This is a genomic window from Mangrovimonas aestuarii (assembly GCF_028767185.1).
Taxonomy (GTDB): Bacteria; Bacteroidota; Bacteroidia; order Flavobacteriales; family Flavobacteriaceae; genus Mangrovimonas_B; species Mangrovimonas_B aestuarii.
In genome coordinates, this window is the sequence record NZ_JARACK010000002.1 from 230,868 (window position 1) to 254,556 (window position 23,689).

Here is a 23,689-nt window from a genome sequence, read left to right on the forward strand (position 1 = left end):
TGTATAAGTATCATTAACTATTTAGCAATAACTTTTTTTTCTGCTCAGCCAAAACTCCTTTAAGGAGTTCAAAGAGATCCTTCTTTAAAGGTTTATAGTTGTCCCAATGGATTCTTATTGAATTTAAAAGCTCTTTATGTTCGTTAGTATACACTGTAGCACGATTGGTGTTATCAGATTTTTGGATAAGCCTATCCAAACTATTTTCGTGCTTTGAAATCTCATTTATCAGTTCTTTGTTTTTAGTTTGAATTTGGGATAACCGACCAATTAGAACTTTAGTTTTTTCAAAAATAGATTGGTCAATGAGGTTGATGGTATAAGTCTTTATCATGTCATCAAAGAAGAGACATTCATCGTCAATAAAATTTAATTCCGATAACCAACGTATGGAATCAGCATGTAAATCCTTAATGTTAGGCCATTCCAAAGACTCTGTGTTTGATGAAGGTGAATTCATGGTAATCCTATGATTAAATCCACGCCTGTATACTTTGATTAACAGACGTGGAGATTAGTAATTGAGTTAACGATTTTTTTCAATAAAGACTGGTTTTATGTTACTTGGAACATGAGTTATAAATTAATCAAAATAAAGTATTTGGGAAATGAGAACCGTCACTATTCTATGTGGGAAAAATATGCTGGTATTTACCAAATGAGTCTTACTGTTTCGTACAGTTTAGGGGTTTTAACTTTCCATTGAAATGTATTATTAAGCTTAACACAAAAAGCCTGTTGGGCATTTGGTTCACCATGCACAAGAAAAACTTCTTCTGGAACATTTTTGATATCATTTAGCCAATGTAAAAGTTCTTGTTGATCTGCATGGGCTGAAAGACTTTCTAAACTGTGAATTTTGGCTTTTACAGGATAATATTTTCCGAAAAATTTTATTTCATGGGTACCTTCCTTTAATGCACGCCCTCGAGTACCTTCTGCCTGAAACCCTACTAGTAAAACTCTTGTTGTAGGTTTGTCTATAAACTGTTGTAGATAAGTAAGAACACGTCCGCCAGTAACCATGCCGCTCCCCGCTATTACTATTTTACTGCCAGGATTATCTATTGTTTCCCAAGTTTCAGCATACGATTGTACCATGTTTAGATGATTGCACATGGCATAATATTCATGCATGTCCATTTTATGCCAATCGGGAAACTGTTGGAACACATCAAAAACATTGTTTCCCATTGGACTGTCAACATAAATGGGAATGTTTGGTATTTTTCTCTTTTTGTAGAGTTGCCACAGTAAAAAGCTTATATATTGAATCCGTTCAACTGCAAAACTGGGAATTATTAAAAGTCCATTATCTTTGATGGTTTGATTGATAAGGTCGATAAATTTTGCTTCCACATCTTCTTTATCATGTAGTCTATCACCATAGGTGCTTTCAATAAACAGGTAATCTGCCCATTCAGGATGTTTTGGATCTCTCAAAAGCAAATCGTTGGGTCGGCCAACATCACCAGAAAAAACAAACCGTTTGCCTGAAATATCTAATTCAATAAAAGTCGCACCAATAATATGTCCGTTGTATTGAAACCGAGCAGAAACAGTATCTGATAATGATATCCATTCGCCTTCATTTACAGACTTAAATCGCCTAATAGTAGATTCGGCTTCTGTAAGATTAAAAAATGGGAGTGCAGGTTGATGTAGAGTAAAACCTTCTTCGTTAGCTTTTTCGGCTTCCTCTTCATGTATTTTAGCACTGTCCTTAAGGATAATTTCAGCAACTGCTAGAGTAGGGAGAGTTCCTAAAACGTTACCTTTAAAACCTTGTTTCACCAAACGAGGTAAATAACCAACATGATCCAGATGTCCGTGCGTTAGCAGAACAAATTCAATGGAGCTTACATCGATAGGAAGCGGATTCCAGTTTAGCAACCTTAATTCTTTTAAGCCTTGAAAAACACCGCTGTCTATCATCAGGTTAACGTCTGGTGTTTTCAAAAAAAACTTTGATCCGGTGACTTCACCAGCGGCTCCCAAAAAAGTAATATTTACCGACGAAGTTTTCATGTTATTAATCATTACATAAAAATTCAACTTCATTAAGTACTTTTTCTTTTCTTATATCAGATAGTCCCATATGATCAAGGTAAAATGGTTCTTTTACTAGTTGTCTGCAAAGAACAATGCCGCGGTTTAATAAAAAAGATTTTTCCTTGGATGATAAAAGAGATGAAACGGTAATAGGATAAAGTTTTAAATCGTCTATTCTATCTTTTAATGCGTGATCTTTTGGGTAATCCCAACTTAATAGGAACATGCCTGAGCATTTTCCAAAATTTAAGGCGTCTTCTGTAAATCTTGTATTGGTAACTACCCATGGAGGGTTTAATGCATTATTAGTTCTTGAAGACCAATTTGCTTTTATATCATTATAACGGGAAAGTATGTATAGCGGAACTTTTATATTACAGGTTTGTCCTCGGTCGCTATGAAACTTACACTCAACAAGAGTGGTGTGTTTATTGCTTGTGGCGACTACATCTACTTCATGTTTTACACATTTTCCCTGTAAAGTTTTACTAACATATGTATCGTATCCACTATGTTTCAACAAAGCACTTATAAAGTGCTCAAAAGGAAACCCAGTTGGACCTAAGTCGTAAATAGCACGTTTAAGTTTATACCTAGAAGCACAGGGAGTTTCAAATTCCCTTAGAAGGGAATAAGCCCTGTTGTAAATGGCTTCGGTAGTGATGTCCGGGTATATTTCCTTTTCTATTACTTTTAAAATAGAATTGATAGTGTGTAAGGAGGCACCAGATTTCTTAAGTGAATTCTTAAGTTTGTTTCTGGAAAACTCAACTTTTTCCCCAGAAGCTTTAACGATATCAGGTTGAAACTTTGCCATGATATTAGCAGGCAGAAAGTACTATTAAACGTTTTGATTGTAATAATTCCTAACCCAAGCCTTAACTTGATTGGTTGTCATGCTATCGGCCTTTTTGACCTCTTTTACCTTTGAAGAAATAGCTTTATGGTGTTCCTGAAGGTCTTTATAGAGTTTAGAATTGGTTTCGGCAGGTCCAAAAATTACAATAGACTCACAGTCTTTAAGGTGTTCGGCAACAGTATTGAAATACGCTCTAAGCTGGTGTTTTTCACGTTCCAAATATTTACTGTCCTGAACAACATCTTGTGGGCCCCATTGACCGCGACCAGAGCCACCGGAAACGTGGAATGTGTCTACGTTAGATTCGATTGTTTCTAACTCTTCGTTTGTTTCATTAAGGGTTACTATATGTGCTTTTTCCTTGTCTATCCAAATGCCTGTTTTCATGTTTAATATGTTTTAGTTAATAATATCGTGCATTACCAAAATAGGGACTTTAGACTGGTAGGTTATTCCTTTAACCAAAGGTTTGCTTAAAATACTTCCAAAAAACATGTGCTTTTTGTTGATGAAGGCGATCATATCGCTGTTCCTGCTTTCAACAAAACAATTTATAGCAGTTTGAATGTTGATGTTTGATAGGGAATGGAATGAATGATCTATTGCCTCAAAATATTCCTGTAATAGTTTTTTGTTATTAAGTTGTTCGTTGTCTAAATGATCTTCTTTAGACACGTGCAATACCCTTATTGAAGCGTGGTTGATTTTGGCAATTTCAATAAGGTGTTGCAGTTCTTGTAACTTGATATTGATTTTATAATTGGTAGGGAAAACAATTTCTTTGGGAAGTTTTAGGGAAGCATCTTCTGGAATTACCAATATTGGACATTGCCGTACTTTTTCCATGACATAAACCGCATTGCTGCCAAAAAATGAACCTTTGGAGCCCGTTGCTCCTTTAGTTCCCATAATTACCAATTGAATGTCATGTTTTTCGGCTTCAGCTTTAATAGCTTCTACAGGACTATTAAATAAGGTTATGGTTTCAAAGTGATGTTTTGGATTTTTTTGGTCTCTAAAGTTTATCATATCCATCAATTTACCCATCTCGTTCTCAGCTTCCAATTTTGCAGCCTCAAAATTAGCTTCTCCGGGCTCAGGTACCATTAAGCTATTAAGATTATAACCTGAAGCTGTGAAGGCGTTTAGAACATAAAATGTACAAGGATCATTTTTGAACAATTCCATGGCATAGCACATGGCGTGCCATGCATTTTTTGAAAAATCTGTGGGTAAGAGAATTTTCTTCATGGATAAGATGTATTAAGTTATTAAGATACGTTTTTTTTGTGTTCACTAGAATGATAAAAATCACTTTAACAATCTGCTTGTTAGTATATTAAGTGTTTTTTAAGTAGTTTTTTTATTTGCTTTCGTGAAGTACTAAAAATGGGATAGTGGTATGATAGCTAATGCGTTCGACAACAGGTTGAAATAGCAGTTTTTGAAAGTAATTGAGATTCTTGGCAACCATTACAATTATATCGATGTTTCTGCTCTCTACAAAACATTCAACGGCTTCCTCTACATGAGGGTTGGTAAGAAAGTAGAAGTTATGCGGCAAATCGTCAAAAATGTCCCCAAGTAAAGCTTTACTTCTCAATTGCTCATTGTTTAACTCAGTTTTTGATTTGGAGATATGAAGTACACTTAACGAAGCATGATATGTCTTAACCATATTGCTAATAGTTTGAAGGATACTTAAGTTATATTGTACTGAAAAATCCGTAGGGAAAGCAATTTCATCTAAAGGCTTAAAAGAGGCTTGCTCGGGAACTATAAGCGTATCACAGGGTACTTTGGTAATAACATTCGCAGTATTACTGCCAACAATCAATTTTTTGAGTCCAGAAGCACCTTTGGTACCCATAACAATCATACTAATATTGTTCCTTTTTGTATAACTGCGCAATACATCGACCAAAGAGCCTTGTTCATTGGCTGTAACAAATTGGTGTTTGCTGCTCAAAGGGTTTGCCTTTATTTTAGGAAGCAATTCATGTAGTGTATGCTTGGTGCTTCCTGATATGCTTTTTTCAACTAAATTATGAGATGGATAGTAGGCCATATTGCCTCCTGAAAAGCCATATTGATGGTCTACATGCAACAAATGAAACGTACAAGAGGTAAATTGAAAATAACCCAATGCATATTCAAGAGCATTCCATGCGTTATCGGAAAAATCTGTAGGAAGCAGTATATTCATTACACATAATTACTAGTGTAACAAATTTAGAATGCGTTAATGTTTCAATAAATGATTATTATCAGTAAAAGGTTTAATAAACGTTTTGGAGTTTTTCCAAGTCTATAATTTTTATGTTTCTCCCTTCAATTTCGATAATCCCCTCTTTTTTAAGATTGGATAAGGATCTAATAAGGGTTTCGGTGGCAATACCGGCAACGCTAGCTAAATCGTTTCTTGAGATTTTAATAGGAGCGTTTGGAGAGACGTTGAGCTTTTCTGAAAATTTAAGTAATGTCTTAGCCGTTTTCTTTCCTACTGAACCATAGGCCATTTGAAGCAATTGCTCTTTTACCGATTTTAAATCTTCAGTAAGCAATTCAATAAGGTTTAGCGTTAAATTAGGATTGTCTTCCAGTATGGTGTTAAGTTCAGTTTTTGTAATGCCAGCTAATTCGGTTTGGCTTAGTGCTGTAGCATAATCTTGATAGGGGATATTTTCGGTAAAGGAAGTATAGCCAAACAACATATCGGCATTGTAAAGCGCCGTGATTAACTCTTTGCCATCTATGTCGAATGAATGTGTTTTTACTGCTCCTTTTATTATAAGGTAAATATAATTGGAATGGTCTCCTTTACTGTAAATAACATCTCTATTATTAAAAATGAATGTTTGCCCATTGTCGTAAAAATAATTTTTAAGATCATTAAGATCATTAATTAGATTATCTGCGTTTTTGGCTACATTGGTATTGTTTTGTTCTTTAAATATCTGTGACCTGGCAATACGACTTTCTATGGCACTAATAAGTTCCTCTTCACTAAATGGCTTAGTGATATAGTCATCTGCACCAAGGGACATACCTTTCCTAATATCTTGGCGTTCTGTTTTTGCCGATAAAAACAAAAAAGGAATAAATTTGGTTTGTTCACCTTCACCAAGAGCTTTCAATACACTGTAACCATCAAGCTCAGGCATCATAATATCACATACAATAATGTCTGGTAAAAGGTTTTTTGCATAGTCCAGCCCTAGTTTTCCATTGGGAGCTGTAATTACATTATAGTTTGCTAGCTCTAAAAGTTCAGCTGTATTTTCTCTAATGGCTATATCGTCCTCTATTAATAGAATGGTTTTCATGATTTGGCTTTATTTGGTATAGAAATATAAAAGGTAGATCCCTCATTTTCCTTGCTAACAAAGCTTATAGATCCCCCTAATTTTATAAGATGGGTTTTTACAATGTTTAGCCCAATTCCTGTCCCTTGAGTAATCAGAGCATTTTCAGCCCTAAAATACCGTTTAAATATATTCTTTTGATCTGCTCTTGGTATTCCAATGCCTTGATCCTTAACCTGAATATTTGTGTAGTTATTATCCTGGTTGACTATCACGTCTATGGTAGAGCGTTCAGACGAGTACTTTATAGCATTGTGTACTAGGTTGGACAATGCTAATTCCAGGATTTTTTCATCTTGGTAAACTGAAATCTCATCGATGTTTTGGGGATAATTAATGTTTTGTCCTTCCTTGAGAAGCAAATTGGAATTGTACACTACTTCGTTTATTACCTTACTCAATTTAAATTCACTATAGTTATAGCTAACCTTACCGCTCTCTAATCGTTCTATTGAAAGAAAGTCATTGAGAATATTGTTAAGGTAATGCACCTTATTGGTGATGGTGGTAATATGTTTATCCCGTTTTAATTGTTGTTCTGTTAACTTGTATTTGCCCAACAGCATGACCGAGGTTAAAATACCACTTAAAGGGGTTTTAAATTCATGTGACACCATTGATAGGAACTTTGTTTTGAGTTCTCCGAGCTCTTTTTCCTGTTTTAATGCCGTTTTTAATTTGTTTTCTGCACGTACCCTTTTTTGGTTTTCGGTTTTTAGTTTTACGTTTACTTCTTGAAGTTGGTTAATAGAATCGCGAAGCTCGTGAGTGCGATGAGCAACCTTCTCTTCTAATTCAGTATTTAACTTTTGTATTTCTAATTCTTGGGCTTTTCTTTTTGAAATATCTATAACCAATGCCATAACATAAGTTTCTCCTTTAAAGTGAATAGGGTTCAATCCTGTTTCAATAGGGAAAACTTGACCGTCTTTGTTTACGCCATAAATATCACGACCTTGACCCATTTGCCTTTTTTCGGATTGACCAACAAATGTCTCAAAATGCGAGTGGTGCTTATGATGGTATTTTGAAGGAATTAAAAGGTTTAAGTCTTGATTAATAAGTTCATCTTTGTCATAACCAAACATACGCTGGGTTGATTCATTTATAGCAACGATTTTTTGATTTCTATCTACTACCACAACGCCTTCTGATACTGCCTCAAATAGAAGGTTAAATAAATTTTCTTTTTGGTTGAACATTGAAAAGACTATTGATTTTAAGAATCGACTAAAAGTACAAAAATAACCTTACCCAATCAAAGAAGAAGATATCATTTACCATAGGTTAGATAATCAGTTTAATGAATATTGTTTAACTTTATAAAAACTTAAAAAGTGTCATGATGACATTAAGAAAAAACATAGCATTTTATCAAAATTTGGCCCGTTTGTTTTACGCAATTGCTTCTATAGATAACAATGTGCGGGACACTGAATACAATACCCTGAAGCAATTGGTAAGGGATAAATGGTTGGATTTGGAAAAAATATCAGATCCTTTTGGTAGTGATACAGCTTATCAAATAGAAATTGTTTTTGATTGGTTGGATGCTAACGATGATAAAGATGCTCAAGGTTGTTATAATACCTTTGTTGAGTTTAAGCAAAATAATAAAGAGCTTTTTACACCTGAAATAAATAAATTGATACTAAGTACAGCAGAATCGATTGCTGATTCTTTTTCAGGCAAAAATAAAGCAGAGCAACAGCTACTCGAAAAGTTAAAGAACGAGATGAGGTAGACGAGGCTTTGATATTTGTTCATATCTAAGAGCTGAATAGTTCTCGGTCAAAATATATAGCCCCAATTTATTTTTATGTGATTAAAACATTCAAATTATGGGAGAGATAGCAACATCAAACCGACAAATTACCTTGTATTACAATTCCAATTCCGGTCGAGCTAAACAAACTTTGGCTTATGCAAAGACTAAAGGATTAGCTGTTTACGAGGTTGATGTGTTAAAAACTACACTTACAGGAACGCAAATTGCAGAATTGGCAGATCGACTTAAGCTCGAAATTAAGGATTTGGTCAATCAGGAACACCCATCTTATACCCATCAATTTGAGCATCATGATTTTTCTGATGGAGACTGGATAACTTTTATTAGAAAACATCCCGATGTGTTGAAACAGCCCATTGCTATTAGGGGGGATAAAACAATTCTAGTAGAAACACCTACTGATATCATCAAAATTTAATGCCTCAATGGACCACTTTTGGAGATGTTACCTTTTATGACAATTGGTATTTGTGTGGTAATGATTAATGGTTTAAGCCACAACAACAACAATAACAACAACAAAAGATAACAGAATAGAAGTAGTTTGAAATAATAGAAATATGAAAAAAATAGTAGTGCCAACAGATTTTTCAGAGAATGCATTTAAGGCTGTAGTTTATGCAAAAAAACTGTTCGAAAACGAACCCTGTACGTTTTATTTGCTCCATGCTTATGAGGTAAGCCCCTCACATCTTAGTAGTACGGTGAATAAAGCTAAAGGAACTCGACTGTTTAGAGCAATAGAAGAACAGGCTACAAGTGAAATGGATAGGTTGTTCAAGAAGATGGTTAGTGAAAACAAAAATGAATTACATGTTTTCGAGAAGAAAATATTCGCTGAATCATTAGTAAATGCTATTGGTAGAACCGTTATTGATAAAAATGTGGATTACATTTTTATGGGAACCAAAGGAGCTTCCGGGATGAAAGAGATTTTTATAGGTAGTAATACTGTAAACATTGTTAAAAGCATCAACTTTTGCCCTGTTGTAGCAGTGCCTCAAGGGTACGACTTTAAAGTGCCCGAGGTAATCTTGTTCCCGACTGATTTTAGACGAGCTTTTGAAGATGTGGAAATTAAGCCTCTAAAAGGCATTGCAAAATTATGGAATTCAAAAGTGAAGGTTTTATATGTTACAAACGAACTCTCTTTGAGTGAGGAGCAACAGAAAAATAAGAATGTATTAGAGAAATTATTGGGAGACTTTGATTTGAGTGAAGAAAGAATAGACAAGCATGGCAGTATTGCAGCAGCGATAAACCATTTTTCACAAAATCAGGATATAGGTATGGTTACAATGATAAATACTCAACATAGTTTTACAGAGAACTTATTACGTGAAAAAGTGGTAAAGCACGTTGCTTTTAAAGTAGAAAAACCACTTTTGATCATACCTGAAATCAAATAAATAAAAATGTGCTTTGATTTTAATGTTTGATTAAGTTGTTGTGATTTGATAGATGTCATTTTATGATTTTTTTATTGTCCGTATCTTATTGGTCATTATTAGTGAAAATATTTACAGACATGAAAGATCAATTTAAAGACAAAGTGGCTCTGGTTACCGGAGGTAGTTTTGGAATTGGAAGAGCTACGGCTATTGCTTTTGCAAACAAGGGCGCAAAGGTGGCTATTGTGGACTGGATTGAGGATGATGAAACCCTCAGTATTATAAATGAAGCTGGTGGCGATACTATCTTTATCAAATGCGATGTGTCTAAAGAAGATGATGTGAGGAACATGGTGGAAACAGTATGGAAAACCTTTGGGCGTTTGGACTATGCTTTTAACAATGCAGGAGTAGAAGGTGAGCAAGCCATCACAGCCGATTGTACGGTTGAAAACTGGGATCGCACCATAAACATTAACCTAAGGGGAGTATGGCTTTGTATGAAATATGAAATCCCTTTGCTATTAAAACAGCATAAGGGTTCTATTGTAAACAACTCATCTGTAGCCGGATTAGTTGGATTTCAGGGCCTACCGGCTTATGTAGCATCAAAACACGCGATTGTGGGGTTGACTAAAACAACAGCTTTAGAATATGCTAAAGAAGGTATTCGGGTCAATGCAGTTTGCCCTGGAGTGATTAAAACCCCTATGATAGATCGCTTTACGGGTAAGGAAAAAACGGTAGAAAAACAGTTTGTAGATATGGAGCCCATAGGCCGTATGGGATTACCTGAAGAGGTAGCCGAAGCCGTTTGTTTTTTATGTTCGGATGCAGCTTCGTTTATTACGGGCAATGCCATGGCCGTAGATGGAGGTTGGATATCCCAATAAGTCGTATATTTATAGTAATGGAATAAGCTTGAAGGTCAAGTGAAATAATAGTCATAAAAATAGCTAGCCATGCATGATATGAATTGGGATAACTGGGTCATGAATTGGTTTTGGCTATTATTTTGGTGTGCTATTTTTATTTATGCCAGTTGGATAGTCTATAAATTAATAATGGGAAAGCATATCGATAAAATGAATAAATCACCATTGCATGACCTCAAGAAAAGATTGTCCAGAGGTGAAATTACTAAAGTTGAATACGAAGAAGCCAAAAAAGCACTTGACAAGGATGGCTAAGTTAGTAGCTATATACTATAGGACAGTGTATTTACAGCTTTTATTTTGATTTTGTTTTTTCTGATAGTAAAGTTTCCGCATTATTGATGTTTTCTATGCCTTTAATTAAAGCATCGGGATTGAATGAAATACTATCTATACTCGATTCTACCAAAAAAGAGGTAAATTCAGGGAAATCGCTGGGAGCCTGACCGCAGAGCCCAATTCTTGTATGCGAAGTATTGGCTTTTTCTATGGCAAGGGAAATCATTTTTTTGGCAGCGGCATCGTTTTCATTAAAAAGTCCCGACATCAATTCAGAATCCCTGTCCACACCTAGAGTAAGTTGTGTAAGGTCGTTCGATCCAATTGAAAAACCATCGAATATTTTCGCAAATTCTTCAGCAAGGATAACGTTACTGGGTATTTCTACCATAGAATAGATTTCAAGTTTATTGACTCCCTGAATTAATCCATTTTGCTTCATCATGTCGACTACCTTGCGTCCTTCATCAAGCGTTCTGCAAAATGGTACCATCACCTTTAAATTGATAAAGCCCATATCATTTCTAACCTTTTTAATGGCTTCACACTCTAGGGCAAACCCTTCTTTATAGGAGTTGTTGTAATATCGTGATGCTCCTCTAAATCCCAGCATCGGGTTATCTTCACTAGGCTCAAATTGATATCCTCCAATGAGGTTGGCATATTCATTAGTTTTAAAGTCACTCAGCCTAACAATAACATCTTTGGGGTAAAAAGCAGCGGCAATAGTGGCGATGCCTTGTGATAGTCTATCTATAAAATAATCTTCTTTACGCTCATAGAATCGGGTGAGCTTCTCTATATAAGCTTTTGTAGCTTCATCTTTTAGGGTGTTAAATGCTACAAGCGCCATAGGATGAATCTTAATAAGATGGGTGATAATGAATTCCATGCGCAATAATCCAACACCGTCATTTGGGAAAAACGAGAGTTCAAAGGCTTTGTCGGGATCGGCAAGAATGAGCATAGCTTTTGTTTTGGGCATTTTTATTTTGGCAAAATCAATTTGTTGAGTTTCAAACTTTAAACTCCCATCGTAAACATGACCGGTACTACCGTCAGCGCAGGATACAGTAATATTCTGAAAATCGGTAAGAACTTCTGTTGCATCACTACAGCCAACAATGGCAGGTACGCCCAATTCCCTTGCCACAATAGCGGCGTGGCTTGTTCTGCCTCCTTTATTGGTGATTATGGCATTTACTTTTTTCAGTAGTGGATCCCAATCTGGGGTAATGGAATCGGTGACGATAATATCGCCTGGATTTAGTTTGTCGCCCTCTTTAGGAGAATAGAGTCGTTTTGCTATCCCTGTAACTATTTTATGGCCAATGGCACTTCCTTGAGTGATTGGTTTGCCTTTTTCTGCTAATTTGTATGTGGTATGAAATGTTTTAGTTTGTTCTTTGTGAATGGTTTCAGGGCGTGCCTGAATGATGTAAAGTTGTTGGGTTAAGCCATCTTTTGCCCATTCTATGTCCATGGGTTTGCCATAATGGTTTTCAATTAAAATAGCCCATTTTGATAATTGATGAACTTCATTATCTGATAGTACAAACTCCTGTTGTTTGTCTTTTGGTGTATTGATATTTATTGTGGCAGCTTGTTCGTTCGATGTGGCATAGATCAAGGTTTTCTCCTTACTGCCCATTTTTTTCTGAATAATAGCATAAAACCCTTGCTCAAGTGTTGGTTTAAAAACATAAAATTCATCGGGGTTAACCGTGCCCTGAACCATGTTTTCCCCTAATCCCCAAACACCGGAAAGGAGCACGACATTGTTAAAACCAGACTCAGGGTCAATGGTAAATCCAACTCCCGAACAGGCTTTGTCGGCACGTACCATTTTTTGAATTCCTACAGAAAGGGCAACCAATTCATGCTTAAAACCTTTATCCTCTCGATATTTGATAGCCCTATCGGTATAAAGGGATGCAAAGCATTTTTTTACGGCTTGCAGCAGACTTTCATTTCCCTTAACATTTAAATACGTATCGTGAAGCCCAGCGAAACTGGCATCGGGCAAATCCTCTGCAGTGGCACTGCTGCGCACGGCAACCTCAATAGAATCCTTGCCTCTTACCTTAGCGTAGGTATCCACTAAAACCTTCGAAAAAGCATCCGAAAACTGTCCGCCCATAATAAGGTTTCTAGCCTTATTGCCTACGTCATTTAGGTTGGAGTAGGAGTTTTTATCAAGTTCTTTAAGTATGCTTTTCAGCTTTTTTGTTAGGTTATTTTCTTTTAGGAACATCCTAAAAGCATAAGCTGTGGTTGCAAAACCATCTGGAACGGTAATGCCTTCTTCGGTTAATTCGTTGTAGAGTTCGCCCAAGGATGCATTTTTTCCTCCTACAGTTTGAATATCTCTTATTCCAATCTCACTGAACGTCTTAATAAGTGCTTCCATAGTATTTTATCCGAAATTTTGCCTCATCCTAATGTAATAATGATTTGTTGGATGTAAAATGATGTATATCATTTATAAGATATTGTATTTCAGTTTGTCTTATAGGAGTTAATCAATGCAGTATTAAAATGTGTAAATTTTAAAGTGATAGAAATTTCGGGCAATTCCACCAAAAGTTGGGAGGATGCTGCTCAACAAGTCGTTGATGAGGTATTTAAAACTGTAAAGGACATATAATTTGTTTATGTTAAGGATCTACAGGCTAGAGTAGAGAACGATAAAATTGTTGAGTATAGGCTGAATACTAAGGTAAGCTTTGGTATTCATCAAAAATCATTACAATCGATTTAGGTAATGCTTTGGTACTTTAATATGTTTATGGCTTCGACATCTGTTACAGGGGAGAAATCTTCGTAATAGTTTCCCACAGCATGAAAATCTGAAGGAACTTCCAAACAGATAATTGAATGGATGGAAGGAGAATTGTTGAGTTTTTTTATTGCTTGGACAGAAGATACTGGAATGGCTATAATAATCTGTTTTGGCTCTTCTTTTGCTATTAGGGCTATGGTTGCCAAGATCGTGTTGCCTGTAGCGATACCGTCGTCTACAACAATTGCAATTTTGTCCTTTATTTTTATTGGCGTTCTAGCGCGATAGTATTCCTTCTGTCTTTTTTTTAGGGTTTCTCGAATGCGGTAGGCTTCCTTTTGTATATATCTTTCTGGAATATCTGTAGCACTTTCACCTAAAACGAGGCTATTTAGACTTACGGCACCAATAGCATATTCTCGGTTATAGGGATGTCCTATTTTTTTTGTGAGCACAACTTCCAAAGGAAGATTGAGTTGTTTAGCTATAATTGCCCCTATGGGGAGTCCTCCTCGCGGTATTGCCAAAACCACAGCGTTGGCATCTTTGAAAGCGCTTAATCGATCTGCCAGTAACATACCTGCTTCATCTCTATTTTTAAACATAATTCTCTATTTTGTTAAATACTCTCTGAACCAGGCTACAGACAAATTGGTAACCTGTTCTAATTTGCCCAGTTCAACAAACAAATGAGTAGCCATGGGTACTATTAATAGTTTTTTTATATTGTTCATCTTTTCTAACGCCTTTCGGTTTAGTGCAATTACCACCTCGTCCCATCCTCCAACGATTAGCAGTGTGGGAGCTGTAACTAGGGCTAATTCTTCATCTCCAGACAAATCTGGTCGACCACCACGGGAAATAACAGCTCTAATTTTACTACCCAGCCCTGCTGCAGCACGCAAGGCACATGCCGCTCCGGTACTAGCACCGAAATATCCAATGGGCAAGCTAGTCGAGAAGTCTTGGTTTTGTATCCATTGGGTTACCTTAATGAGTCTTTCGGTAAGGAGGTTAATGTTAAATCTATTCTCATAAACGGTATCCTCTTCTTCAGTTAAAAGATCGAAAAGCAATGTTGCAAAGTTGTTATTGTTTAACGCATTAGCCACAAAGGTATTTCTAGGGCTTAATCGGCTGCTTCCACTGCCATGAGAAAAAATAACCATGCCTCGGGCCATGTCTGGAAGCGATAGAATTCCTTTTAGAAATCGACCTTCTATTGGAATATTTATCTCGTTTGATAAGAACGTTTTCATTCTTTAGTTTGTTTGTCTTTTTGATAAATGTCTTCCAATTTTATTGGTTGTCCTTTGTCGCCCTTAATATTTAAGTCGTACCTAATCTGTATTTTAGTTCCAATAGGAGCGTAATAATATATTATCCATGCATCAGCTTCTTTAACACCAATGCAGCCATTAGAGTATGCCTTTTCAAGGGTGTTGGGGTTGGTTGTAGGGTGAATCATCTGTCCGTAGCGCTCGCCGTTCAGTTCGGTTTCAATCCATGGAATTTGTGGCATTAATGTGGTTTTTCCATCATCCCTTTTAGTGTAATAATAGCGTCTGTCATCAACAGGGTTATAGAAATCGGGGTTTCTCACATGGCGGACAATAGTTCCCGTGCCGGTTTTGGTCTGTAAGCTGGTTAACTTATCGTTCATAGCCAGATATTTCTCTGTGTTCTTGCCCACACGTATAGGGAATGTATAGATAAGACTATCACCTTCATAAATACGTAATTTGAATTCCGGTATGTTGATATCTATTAGTGTTTTTTCGAAAGTATCAACAATCTTTTTCGAGAGTAAGGCATTCGGAATTAAAATGGAATCGTTTGGTTTGAGAATAACCATTTTTCGTTGATTGTATACAAACGAATCTTTTGCCATCATTCTGTAGTAATCGGTATTGGCTAGAGTGGTGATGATAGATGGGTTAGCCCTTACAATAATGTGCTCAGAAAGCTGATAATTTATTAAAGGGGTGTATTGGTTTACCAATGAATCTATATAAGTAAAATAATTTTCTATTAGGACAGGTTTATCGACATGAACCCATTTTTCGGGAACAGAATCGATATAGGAAACCTTTTGAATTGTGATTTGTTCTGAAGTAGCTGTTTCAAAGGAGAAGCTGTAACAATGTAGAAGACTAATCAAGAGTAATACGAGCATTGGCAGACAAATGCTATGAGTGTTCATATCTCATCATTTTTTTAAAGTTAGTGTTTTATCTTATTGTTTAAAATGATGAAAATCAGTGATAACTATCTTATTATTCTCCCATCTTCCATATCGATAATTCTATCTGTTTGTTTGGCAAAATCCATATCGTGCGTTACGATTAATAAACTCAGTCCTTGTTCCTCTTTAAGCCGTTTGAAGATATTTAATACGTTTTCTGAATTGTAACTGTCCAAATTCCCAGTAGGTTCATCACCCATCAATATTACAGGATCATTTATTAGGGCACGGGCAATGGCAACACGTTGCTTTTCACCACCCGAAATGCGATTGGCTGTTTTTTGTGCCAAATGGTCTATGTGAAGCATTTTTAACTTTTCCATAGCGGTATGCTCTATTTCTGCATTTGTTTTTGCAGCTAGTTTTCTAGCGGGTAGCATAACATTTTGCAATACCGTAAACTCAGAAAGCAAATAATGAAACTGAAATACAAAGCCAATATTTTTGTTCCTGATTTTTGATAGTTCGTTTGGGTGCTTGCCTGTAATCAATTCTTCATTTAGGTAGAGTTGTCCTTCATAATCTGTATCCATGGTAGAAAGGATGTAAAGCAAGGTAGATTTTCCTGACCCGGATTTCCCCATAATCGAAGCAAATTCTCCTTTTTTTACCTTGAATGTAATATCACGGAGCACATGAAAAGGCACTGGCTTTTTAAAGTGTTTATTAATATGTTCTGTTCGCAGTACTAAATCCATAAGTATTTGTTAAGTGCCTCGAATAATTGTTACCGGATCTATACGTTTCGCCCTTTGGGAAGGGAAATAACCGGCAATAAAAGTGGATAATAGAGCAAATATGATGGCGATACCATAGTACCATGGATTGTAATTAATAGGGTAGGTAGTTATGGTAGGTAATGCTTCGGTTTTAAACGGAATCTGATCTATAATTCTGGATAGAAAAAAACCAATGGCTAGCCCTAAAATACCACCTATAACACCAATAATTACAGCCTGACTCATAAAGATAATTTGAACATCGGTTCCAGAAAACCCCGTGGCTTTTAATATGGCAATATCCTTCATCTTTTCATAAATAAGCATATTTAGGATGTTATAAATCCCAAATCCGGCAACGATTAAAAGGGTAATGGAAACGGCATATGTAATGAGATTACGAATGTTAGATCCCGTTTCAAACTGGGCATTGGCTTGATTGATGTCTATCGCCTTTACCTGGAATTGCCTTTCCAGCTCTTGAGCCATGGTTGTGGCGCGATTTATATCGAAAAGTTTGATGTTAATATCGGTAACATAGTTTTCGGCTTCCCCCATAATCCGCTGCACGGTCTTTAAATTGGCATAGCTTTGAATATTGTCTATATCTGCAATACCACTTTGATAAATGCCCACAATCTTTAGAGGAAAAAGCCCTCCTTTTACCGTATTGATCTGAACCCGATCGCCAAGGTTTAACGACATTTTTTTGGCAAGACCAGCTCCCAGAAGAATTCCGTTGTCTGTGTTATTAAGGGCTTCTGGAGATCCTTCAATGATGTAATTGGCCATATTGGAGAGGCGTGCTTCTTCCATAATATCCACACCAGTTAAGTTACCTCCAAGGTCGATGGATCCGGACAGGTAAAATACCTGTGCTCGAAGTTGGGGGGTTGCGCCATTAACGTTTTTGTGGTTTTTAAGGTAATTAAGGATAGGTAGAGCATTATGGATTTTCTTTTGGCTTTGTTTAGGCTTGACTGAATGCACCACGTTAAAAGCTTCGCTGAATTTCTTATAAAGTGATATTGGTTGTTTTTTCGAAGGTTCTATTTCATTGTAGAGGTGGATATGTGGCGTTTGGTTTAAAACGAGATCATCGAGCATTTTATTAAGCCCTGTCATAAAGCTCACAAGGGTGATATAGGCGCCAATACCAAAGGTAACCCCCAATGAAGCAGTAACAGTCGATTTCATTTTGGTGACCAGGTGCGTCTTTGCGATACCGAGTAATACCCTCCAATTAATCATGATTTTGGTTTTACAAGTGCTGTTGTCTCATCTATACCATCCAATATTTCGATACGCTCAAGGTTTTGCAGACCGGTAACTACTTCAACCCAACCAGAATCTGTAAGTACTTTATTGTTGGATATATATGTTTTGGGGATGGTTAGGGCTTGCTCTTTGGTGGCAATAATAATATTACCTTCGCCAGATAGACCAGGGTATAGTACTTTAGGCGAATCTACAAAAATAGCTTCTACCAAAAAGGTTTGTGATCGTTCGTCTTTTTTAGGGTATATTTTATCAACTGTGGCTTCAAAGACTTTACTTTTATAGGCATCTAAGGTGATGAGTGCTTTTTGGTTTAAAGCAACTTTTACAATATCCTCTTCGTCAATAAGCATTTCTATAATGAATATTTTGTCACTCCCAACGGTTCCTAAAGGTTCCTGTATTAAAACCGTTTCTCCCGGATTTTTGTATAAGGCGTAAACTTTACCATTAATTTTACTTTTTATGGTAAAATCTTTAGTGTTAATAAGCGAAGTCCTGTAATTATTCTGAGCCTGTTTTAATTGTGTTTCCAGTTCATTTTCCATCCGAAAACGTTTGTTTTTCAGTAGGGAAAGTTTGTTGGACGAAAGTTCGTAAGCGAGTTGCTTATTGTCCAATTCCATTTTAGAACCTATTTTTTGATTCCATAGGTTCTTTTGTCTGAAGTAGTTGATGGAATCATTTTTGTAACTAAGCTGCGCTGCGAGGATTTCATCTTCAATTTCATCTAAAATAGCCGCCCTCCCTTGGTAGTTCTCCTTGGCAAGCTGTAGGGAGAGTTTAGCATTTTCTGTATTGAGTTTTGGTGTGTTGTTTATTACCTGTATAATACTATCTCCCTTTTTAACATTGTCACCTTCCTCCAAATAATTAAAGTCTAGAATGCCGCTTACTGCCGAATAAATTTCATAAAGGCTGTCTGGTTGTATGGTGACAGAGGAATACACGGATTCCGTGAGAGGTACTTTTTGGGGATATATACGCTCTTCATCTTTGTTACATGAAAATAGAACGAGTAAAATAATCAAATAGCATTTGGACATACCTCCATGTGTTTATGGGGTTAAAATTCTGATATATTTCCAGCTATAAAAATGATAATTATCATAACAACCAGTTTGTAATCAGTACTATCTCTTAGTTAATAAACAGATTAAATTTATATAAAAAAAAACGATTGCTTTAGTAAGATGCTTAATAGTAGAGTAAAACCTATTTTGAGTTTATTTTCGCCCATTCCCATTTTAATAAAGAATAACAATCGGAATCCTCATGTTTGCCATCAACAACATAATCTTCACGCATAGTGCCTTCCTTGGTGAAACCATAGCGTTGAAGAAGTTTAATAGAAGGGGTGTTCCAGTTGGCAACCAACGCTTCGATTCTGTGGAGTTTCATTTTACTAAACCCAAAGTCCAGTACTTCAACCAAATTTTCTGTCATGAGTCCTTTTTGTTTATAGGAATCCTTCTTGAGACTGTAAAACAGTTCTGCTCTGCAATGCGATTTATTCCAAGTATGGTACCCGCATTCACCAATAGGTTGATTGGTTTCTTTATCGTGAATCAAAAAGAAAAACTGCGAAATACGAAAGGTTTCCATAGTGCCCTCGTGCATGCTTTTATAGTGCAGGTAACTGGTTTCGTCAAGCCCAAAAAAAATCATGATTTCTGCCTTGGTTTTTGTGTTGAACTGTTCATGGATCAAGGCTGGTGTAACACTCTTTAACAATAATCGTTTGGTCCTAATGGTCGTGTCGGTCATCGGTTTTAAATTTAAATTATTGATGGTAGACTAGGGTATTCTAAGTCTAATATTTACGGCAAGGGAATTTTTTCCTCAACCAGTAAATTACCTGGTTTGTCATAATAACAAACCGACATGTCGATCATATGGGTTACCCATTTATCCACACCAGCTGCAGCTGCCTCTTTGCAAAAGGTTAAATAATCGGTTTTTCCGTCTTGGTGTATTTTTAAGGCTTGCTTTAATGCCTCTGAAGAACTTAAGTCGTTCACCGTTATTATGGGGTATTTGCTTTTATCTTGTAAAGAAAAGTTATTCGTTCCAAAATAGGTAGTTTGCCCATCGGTTACAACGTTTTCATAATAGATAACACCTATATTTTTTAAATCCTGAACCAATTTTGGGAAATCCGCCCCACCTTTTACCTTTCCAAAAGCTTGGTGTATTTGGTCTAACGTGAACATTTTAATTGTTTATAAGTATCTTAAAGATAAATAAAACAGGTTATTTATTTTAAAGAGATATGTCCGTTCGAGTGTTTTTTTGTGAAGTAAAAATGGAACAAAATGTTTAGAGAACAATGTTTTTGCTTTATTCGCCATCGGTGATTTTGAGAGCTTATATTGCTATTTAAGGATTTATATGTTTGGTAGAAGTTTTCGTTCAATACTTTCTGCAACCTTTTTCAAACCTTCATTTTTGTTGATCAGGAATTTGGTCATGTAGTTTTTAAGAAACAACCAATCTGCAAATTGTCCTAAAAAATCCAACGGGAGATGCATATTCAAATCTGTCGGTCATTAATGTAAACTCACCAATTTTTTCAAAACTATGCAAATGCGTCATAGACTTAAAAGTTCCTTTAATCATGGTATCCCTAAAATGATTGGGTTTTTCCATTTCAACCATTTTTACGGTTAACTGTTGGGTAATTCCCAAGTGTGTGGCACGCCAAGTTACGGTTTCATGGAGCTCCATCAAGCCTTTTGTTCTGCCAGCTATCGCTTCCTCCTTGGTTTCGGTAGTCGTTGCCTTGTGGAGGTCAATGTCTCTGGCGAGATCGAATACCCGTTCTATTGGTGCATTAATTTTGGTAGTGAGGACGATGGTTGGCATTTATATAGCAATATCAGAACAATTACTCCTCAGCATTTTCATAGGTGTTAAAAATTAATGAATAACCATATTCCATAATGTCTTCATAATGCTCTCTGTGTTCCAAATTCATATCCTCTATGGTTTCTATTGGATAGTATTCTTCCTCAAGCTCGAGCACTTCCCAACCATTATCCTGAATGTAATATCGGGCTAGGGCATAGGCCCCATCAATGTCTTTGTAGTTTATAAATAATACGGCATAGGCGCCTTCTACCTGTCTGTAGTGTTCCGATTGTTCTGTGGGCCTCACGTGGGCGATGATTTGGTACATATGGTTGTGATGTTTGTTTTTGTGATAACGGTTCAGTGCATATTTTCGGTTTACCGTTCTTGAATATAGCACTTTAAAAAGGCAAGCTAAAGTATGCATATTGTTAGATGCATTACAATAATCTAATTTTTTTTTCAGTTAGTGTGTCATATGCCTTTAAGAACTCTGGAAGTCTTTCTTGCCATGGGAAATTATTCTTTTTATGGTGTTTCACTTTATTCAGGTATTTTCTTCCATTGTGGATGTCCATTATAGATGTCTCTGAAAAATCTAGTTTTTCACATAATTTATTAATGATTGACTCTAATTTATCGTCCTCAGTTATTAAACCATGATTACTTGCATGTACTCTTATCCGTATTTCAAAGATTGCCAGTTTCTTGTAGGCTGTGTTTGGGATATGATCATCTTGAATACTTCCAAATTTTATGAAACACTCCTTTGAGAATATTTTCAGAGCGTTTGCAGATGATAGCATTTGAACAAAGTTGCATTCATTTTTTAGATGCTTAATTTCCTCCAACCTGTTCCCTTCTCCATAAACCTTTGTTTCTTTGCCTAATCCTCCAACGACAAAAATTGGTAAATCTGAATCTATCAATTGAATGAACTCATTGAAATTACCATGTTTTATTGAGTTAAATTCAAATCGGACATCTGAAATGTTTTTTTTGTTTTTCAGAACTTTCAACATATAACCAACAGTATCGGCAATGATTAACTCTAAATCTTTATCCTTTTTGTTCACTGTTGATCTCTGTTTTATTGCACCTAACATATGTAGGTATTGTCTGTTTATCACACCAAATTATTAAAAAATCCTTACTGTAGGAAATAACATTATAGGAGTTTTTTGGAAGATATCAACAGCTTAAAGTTTTACAAGGGAATAATTGAATATGTTAGTTTTTATAGTTTGGTAGCCTATTGGTTTGTAATGCAAATGTGGGCGACTAGGGGGAAACTCACCAAACCGAAAAACTTAAAACCAGCTACAATTTTTGAAAATAGTACGGCCTAGAGTATTTTACATAAATAGTGTTCCCAAGTTTTTTTGCTAAGTTATTTTGCCACAATGGCATCTACTTCTATTTCTATTAACCAATCTGGATTAATAAAACCTGATACCTGAATAATGGTGTCTACAGGTTTAATGGTCTTAAAATAGGACGCTCTTATATTGGCTGCAACATTCCAGTCCTCAATGTTGGTCAATAGCATTCTTGTTCTAACCACATCTTCTAAACTTGACCCAGCTTTTTCTAGAGCTATTTTAATTGTTTCCAAACATTGTTTAGTTTGCGAAGCTATATCACCAATGCCTACGGTGTTTCCGTTGGCATCTAATGGAGCGGTTCCACCAATGGTAATATAGGGTCCAACACGTACGGCACGACTAAACCCTACTATATCTTCATATGGACTTCCACTTGCTATTAATACTCTTTTCATATTTATGCTTTAAACTATTCATTTCTTATTTTGAGCATTTGTTCATTGGCTTTCTTGAAAATAGCACGTATTACATCGCCATTGGAAGGCTCTTCTACTAAAGTTTCTGGATCCCATTGGCTTCGTTCTGTTGCAAAAAAATCACCTCCATAAATATGGAGACCACCAGTAAACCGCTGAAGTGGATTTGTGACAGAGTGAATTGCATTTGTGTTAAGTGAAGCAACATCTCCAGCAAATAAACACCTGACGTCATTGGCTTCTAATCCTTTCTTTTGGCGTTCCCATAAAATGTTGTCTTCTCGACCAGTGTAGATACCTATATTTGCCCACATTTTATGATTATGTGGCATAAGGTTCATTTGTGGAGACCATGATGCAGCAAAAATGGTGAGATCTTTTGATCTTAGAAAAACTTTTAAACCCGCTTCGGTTGGTCTGCCAATAGCTTTTAACATGGCAGTTGGGTTCGATACTGCTTTTTTCAAAACGTCCTTAACTGCTTCTTGAGAGTTTGACTCTTTATTTGCTTCAATACAGTCTTCAATAAACTTTTGCATATCTATAAACTCCTTTTCCTTGACAGGAATTATCCGCTCACCAGGATCTAAAGCACTCAAAGGTACTTCTGTCATTGACAAAGACATAAAAGCAGGAAGAACAGAAAAACTTAAACCTAACCCTAAGGTTTTTATCATTCTTCGTCTTGAGATTTCAAAAACATTCTGTTTTGGGGTGACGTTTTTATTTTTTTTGATAATAATCATAATTGTGCTTTTTTAAGTTTTGTTGTACTCATTGTAAAAGCGCTCATATAAAGGCATTGTCTTTAATGAAGCTTCAATGTTATCGAGATGATTTATAATTGAAAGATCTTCATTTAGCATTAGATAAATAGCATGCTCACAACTGTTCCATATTCGTTCAAGCTCAGGAATGAGGTCGAGGGATTTTTGTGTTAGTTTTATATTTTGTTTTCTCTTATCGTTAGTATCTTTTTCAGAAACTATATAGCCTTTGGAGGTCATCTTTTTAAGCATAGCTACTGTGGATGGATGTGTATATCCTAACTCCTCAGCTATCTCGACCATAGTAAGTATTTCATTCTTTTTTAAAAGTTTGAATACTAAATGCCAACTAGGTTCAACATCAATATCTATTTGTTTAAAGAATTTTCTAGTATCGTGAATCATTTTGTCACTAATGCGTTTTAACCTATTATCTAGGGCTTTGTAACCAAGCTCTTTAATAAAATCTCTAGCCATAATTTTATCGTGTGTTATAAAGATACAAAATATTACTAAGTCAACTACGTAGTTGACTTAGTATATGGTTTGTTGATTTGAAATTAGGGTTGCATGTAAT

28 protein-coding genes and 1 pseudogene are annotated in these 23,689 nt (G+C 35.9%); 6 read left to right on the forward strand and 23 right to left on the reverse strand.

The annotated features are described in order from the left end of the window. Positions 1–13 precede the first annotated feature (13 nt). From PWU04_RS03815 to PWU04_RS03850, 8 genes are all read right to left on the reverse strand, one after another. Positions 14–460 carry an MCP four helix bundle domain-containing protein gene (locus PWU04_RS03815; protein ID WP_274474488.1) on the reverse strand — a complete coding sequence of 149 codons (447 nt, stop codon included), beginning with the start codon at positions 458–460 and terminating at the stop codon, positions 14–16. Between the two features lie 191 nt (positions 461–651). Further along, the gene (locus PWU04_RS03820) at positions 652–2,061 is read right to left on the reverse strand and encodes an MBL fold metallo-hydrolase RNA specificity domain-containing protein (RefSeq protein WP_274474489.1); all 1,410 of its coding nucleotides are present in this window, start codon (positions 2,059–2,061) and stop codon (positions 652–654) included. Continuing rightward, the gene (locus PWU04_RS03825) at positions 2,033–2,869 is read right to left on the reverse strand and encodes a restriction endonuclease (RefSeq protein ID WP_274474490.1); all 837 of its coding nucleotides are present in this window, start codon (positions 2,867–2,869) and stop codon (positions 2,033–2,035) included. The genes PWU04_RS03820 and PWU04_RS03825 overlap by 29 nt, the downstream gene beginning before the upstream one ends. Before the next feature lie 24 nt (positions 2,870–2,893). Then, positions 2,894–3,298, reverse strand: coding sequence for a pelota family protein (locus tag PWU04_RS03830; protein WP_274474491.1), 405 nt, complete (start codon positions 3,296–3,298; stop codon positions 2,894–2,896). Positions 3,299–3,310: 12 nt separating this feature from the next. Beyond that, a complete protein-coding gene (locus PWU04_RS03835; RefSeq protein ID WP_274474492.1) occupies positions 3,311–4,162 on the reverse strand; it encodes a universal stress protein in 852 nt (283 codons plus the stop codon). A 112-nt stretch (positions 4,163–4,274) separates the two neighbouring features. After that, complete coding sequence (locus PWU04_RS03840; protein WP_274474493.1) at positions 4,275–5,117, reverse strand: universal stress protein; 843 nt, start codon at positions 5,115–5,117, stop codon at positions 4,275–4,277. 73 nt (positions 5,118–5,190) lie between these two features. Beyond that, on the reverse strand, positions 5,191–6,237 hold the full coding sequence (locus PWU04_RS03845) for a response regulator (RefSeq protein WP_274474494.1): 1,047 nt from the start codon (positions 6,235–6,237) through the stop codon (positions 5,191–5,193). Next, a complete protein-coding gene (locus tag PWU04_RS03850; protein WP_274474495.1) occupies positions 6,234–7,478 on the reverse strand; it encodes a PAS domain-containing sensor histidine kinase in 1,245 nt (414 codons plus the stop codon). Before PWU04_RS03850 ends, PWU04_RS03845 begins: the two co-directional genes overlap by 4 nt. Positions 7,479–7,618: 140 nt before the next feature. On the opposite strand from PWU04_RS03850, the gene PWU04_RS03855 reads away from it, so the two are divergent. From PWU04_RS03855 to PWU04_RS03875, 5 genes are all read left to right on the forward strand, one after another. Continuing rightward, the gene (locus PWU04_RS03855; protein WP_274474496.1) at positions 7,619–8,020 is read left to right on the forward strand and encodes a hypothetical protein; all 402 of its coding nucleotides are present in this window, start codon (positions 7,619–7,621) and stop codon (positions 8,018–8,020) included. A 97-nt stretch (positions 8,021–8,117) separates the two neighbouring features. Beyond that, positions 8,118–8,483 (forward strand): arsenate reductase family protein, encoded by a 366-nt coding sequence (locus tag PWU04_RS03860; RefSeq protein WP_274474497.1) that lies wholly within the window; start codon positions 8,118–8,120, stop codon positions 8,481–8,483. A gap of 142 nt (positions 8,484–8,625) precedes the next feature. Then, a complete protein-coding gene (locus PWU04_RS03865) occupies positions 8,626–9,474 on the forward strand; it encodes a universal stress protein (RefSeq protein ID WP_274474498.1) in 849 nt (282 codons plus the stop codon). A 119-nt stretch (positions 9,475–9,593) separates the two neighbouring features. Further along, the gene (locus tag PWU04_RS03870) at positions 9,594–10,349 is read left to right on the forward strand and encodes an SDR family oxidoreductase (protein ID WP_274474499.1); all 756 of its coding nucleotides are present in this window, start codon (positions 9,594–9,596) and stop codon (positions 10,347–10,349) included. Between the two features lie 69 nt (positions 10,350–10,418). Continuing rightward, on the forward strand, positions 10,419–10,646 hold the full coding sequence (locus PWU04_RS03875) for an SHOCT domain-containing protein (RefSeq protein WP_274474500.1): 228 nt from the start codon (positions 10,419–10,421) through the stop codon (positions 10,644–10,646). Positions 10,647–10,686: 40 nt separating this feature from the next. On the opposite strand, the gene ppsA is transcribed toward PWU04_RS03875, so the two are convergent. Then, the gene (ppsA, locus tag PWU04_RS03880) at positions 10,687–13,080 is read right to left on the reverse strand and encodes a phosphoenolpyruvate synthase (protein ID WP_274474501.1); all 2,394 of its coding nucleotides are present in this window, start codon (positions 13,078–13,080) and stop codon (positions 10,687–10,689) included. 144 nt (positions 13,081–13,224) lie between these two features. Between ppsA and PWU04_RS03885 the strand changes: the two are divergent. Continuing rightward, positions 13,225–13,431: pseudogene (locus PWU04_RS03885) on the forward strand (dodecin family protein). Here the strand turns inward: PWU04_RS03885 and PWU04_RS03890 are convergent. The 14 genes from PWU04_RS03890 to PWU04_RS03955 all read right to left on the reverse strand — a co-directional run bounded on the left by PWU04_RS03890 (position 13,428) and on the right by PWU04_RS03955 (position 23,589). Further along, a complete protein-coding gene (locus tag PWU04_RS03890; RefSeq protein ID WP_274474502.1) occupies positions 13,428–14,057 on the reverse strand; it encodes a phosphoribosyltransferase in 630 nt (209 codons plus the stop codon). The pseudogene PWU04_RS03885 and the gene PWU04_RS03890 sit on opposite strands and share 4 nt — an antisense overlap. Before the next feature lie 6 nt (positions 14,058–14,063). Continuing rightward, positions 14,064–14,711, reverse strand: coding sequence for a dienelactone hydrolase family protein (locus PWU04_RS03895; protein ID WP_274474503.1), 648 nt, complete (start codon positions 14,709–14,711; stop codon positions 14,064–14,066). Next, a complete protein-coding gene (locus PWU04_RS03900) occupies positions 14,708–15,655 on the reverse strand; it encodes a L,D-transpeptidase (RefSeq protein ID WP_274474504.1) in 948 nt (315 codons plus the stop codon). Before PWU04_RS03900 ends, PWU04_RS03895 begins: the two co-directional genes overlap by 4 nt. 65 nt (positions 15,656–15,720) lie before the next feature. Beyond that, complete coding sequence (locus tag PWU04_RS03905; RefSeq protein ID WP_274474505.1) at positions 15,721–16,395, reverse strand: ABC transporter ATP-binding protein; 675 nt, start codon at positions 16,393–16,395, stop codon at positions 15,721–15,723. Between the two features lie 9 nt (positions 16,396–16,404). Beyond that, the gene (locus PWU04_RS03910; RefSeq protein WP_274474506.1) at positions 16,405–17,667 is read right to left on the reverse strand and encodes an ABC transporter permease; all 1,263 of its coding nucleotides are present in this window, start codon (positions 17,665–17,667) and stop codon (positions 16,405–16,407) included. Then, positions 17,664–18,740: an efflux RND transporter periplasmic adaptor subunit gene (locus PWU04_RS03915; protein WP_274474507.1), complete on the reverse strand. Its 1,077-nt coding sequence runs from the start codon at positions 18,738–18,740 to the stop codon at positions 17,664–17,666. Before PWU04_RS03915 ends, PWU04_RS03910 begins: the two co-directional genes overlap by 4 nt. Before the next feature lie 169 nt (positions 18,741–18,909). Beyond that, positions 18,910–19,461 carry a GNAT family N-acetyltransferase gene (locus PWU04_RS03920; RefSeq protein ID WP_274474508.1) on the reverse strand — a complete coding sequence of 184 codons (552 nt, stop codon included), beginning with the start codon at positions 19,459–19,461 and terminating at the stop codon, positions 18,910–18,912. Positions 19,462–19,514: 53 nt separating this feature from the next. Continuing rightward, positions 19,515–19,907 (reverse strand): DUF1398 domain-containing protein, encoded by a 393-nt coding sequence (locus PWU04_RS03925; RefSeq protein WP_274474509.1) that lies wholly within the window; start codon positions 19,905–19,907, stop codon positions 19,515–19,517. A gap of 265 nt (positions 19,908–20,172) precedes the next feature. Continuing rightward, on the reverse strand, positions 20,173–20,559 hold the full coding sequence (locus PWU04_RS03930) for an SRPBCC family protein (RefSeq protein ID WP_319946475.1): 387 nt from the start codon (positions 20,557–20,559) through the stop codon (positions 20,173–20,175). Between the two features lie 22 nt (positions 20,560–20,581). Then, positions 20,582–20,872 carry a hypothetical protein gene (locus PWU04_RS03935; RefSeq protein ID WP_274474510.1) on the reverse strand — a complete coding sequence of 97 codons (291 nt, stop codon included), beginning with the start codon at positions 20,870–20,872 and terminating at the stop codon, positions 20,582–20,584. A 112-nt stretch (positions 20,873–20,984) separates the two neighbouring features. Beyond that, the gene (locus tag PWU04_RS03940) at positions 20,985–21,650 is read right to left on the reverse strand and encodes a hypothetical protein (RefSeq protein ID WP_274474511.1); all 666 of its coding nucleotides are present in this window, start codon (positions 21,648–21,650) and stop codon (positions 20,985–20,987) included. 284 nt (positions 21,651–21,934) lie between these two features. Then, positions 21,935–22,324: a RidA family protein gene (locus PWU04_RS03945; RefSeq protein WP_274474512.1), complete on the reverse strand. Its 390-nt coding sequence runs from the start codon at positions 22,322–22,324 to the stop codon at positions 21,935–21,937. Positions 22,325–22,338: 14 nt separating this feature from the next. Beyond that, positions 22,339–23,091, reverse strand: coding sequence for a hypothetical protein (locus PWU04_RS03950; RefSeq protein ID WP_274474513.1), 753 nt, complete (start codon positions 23,089–23,091; stop codon positions 22,339–22,341). 12 nt (positions 23,092–23,103) lie between these two features. Beyond that, the gene (locus PWU04_RS03955; protein WP_274474514.1) at positions 23,104–23,589 is read right to left on the reverse strand and encodes a MarR family winged helix-turn-helix transcriptional regulator; all 486 of its coding nucleotides are present in this window, start codon (positions 23,587–23,589) and stop codon (positions 23,104–23,106) included. Between the last annotated feature and the right edge of the window lie 100 nt (positions 23,590–23,689).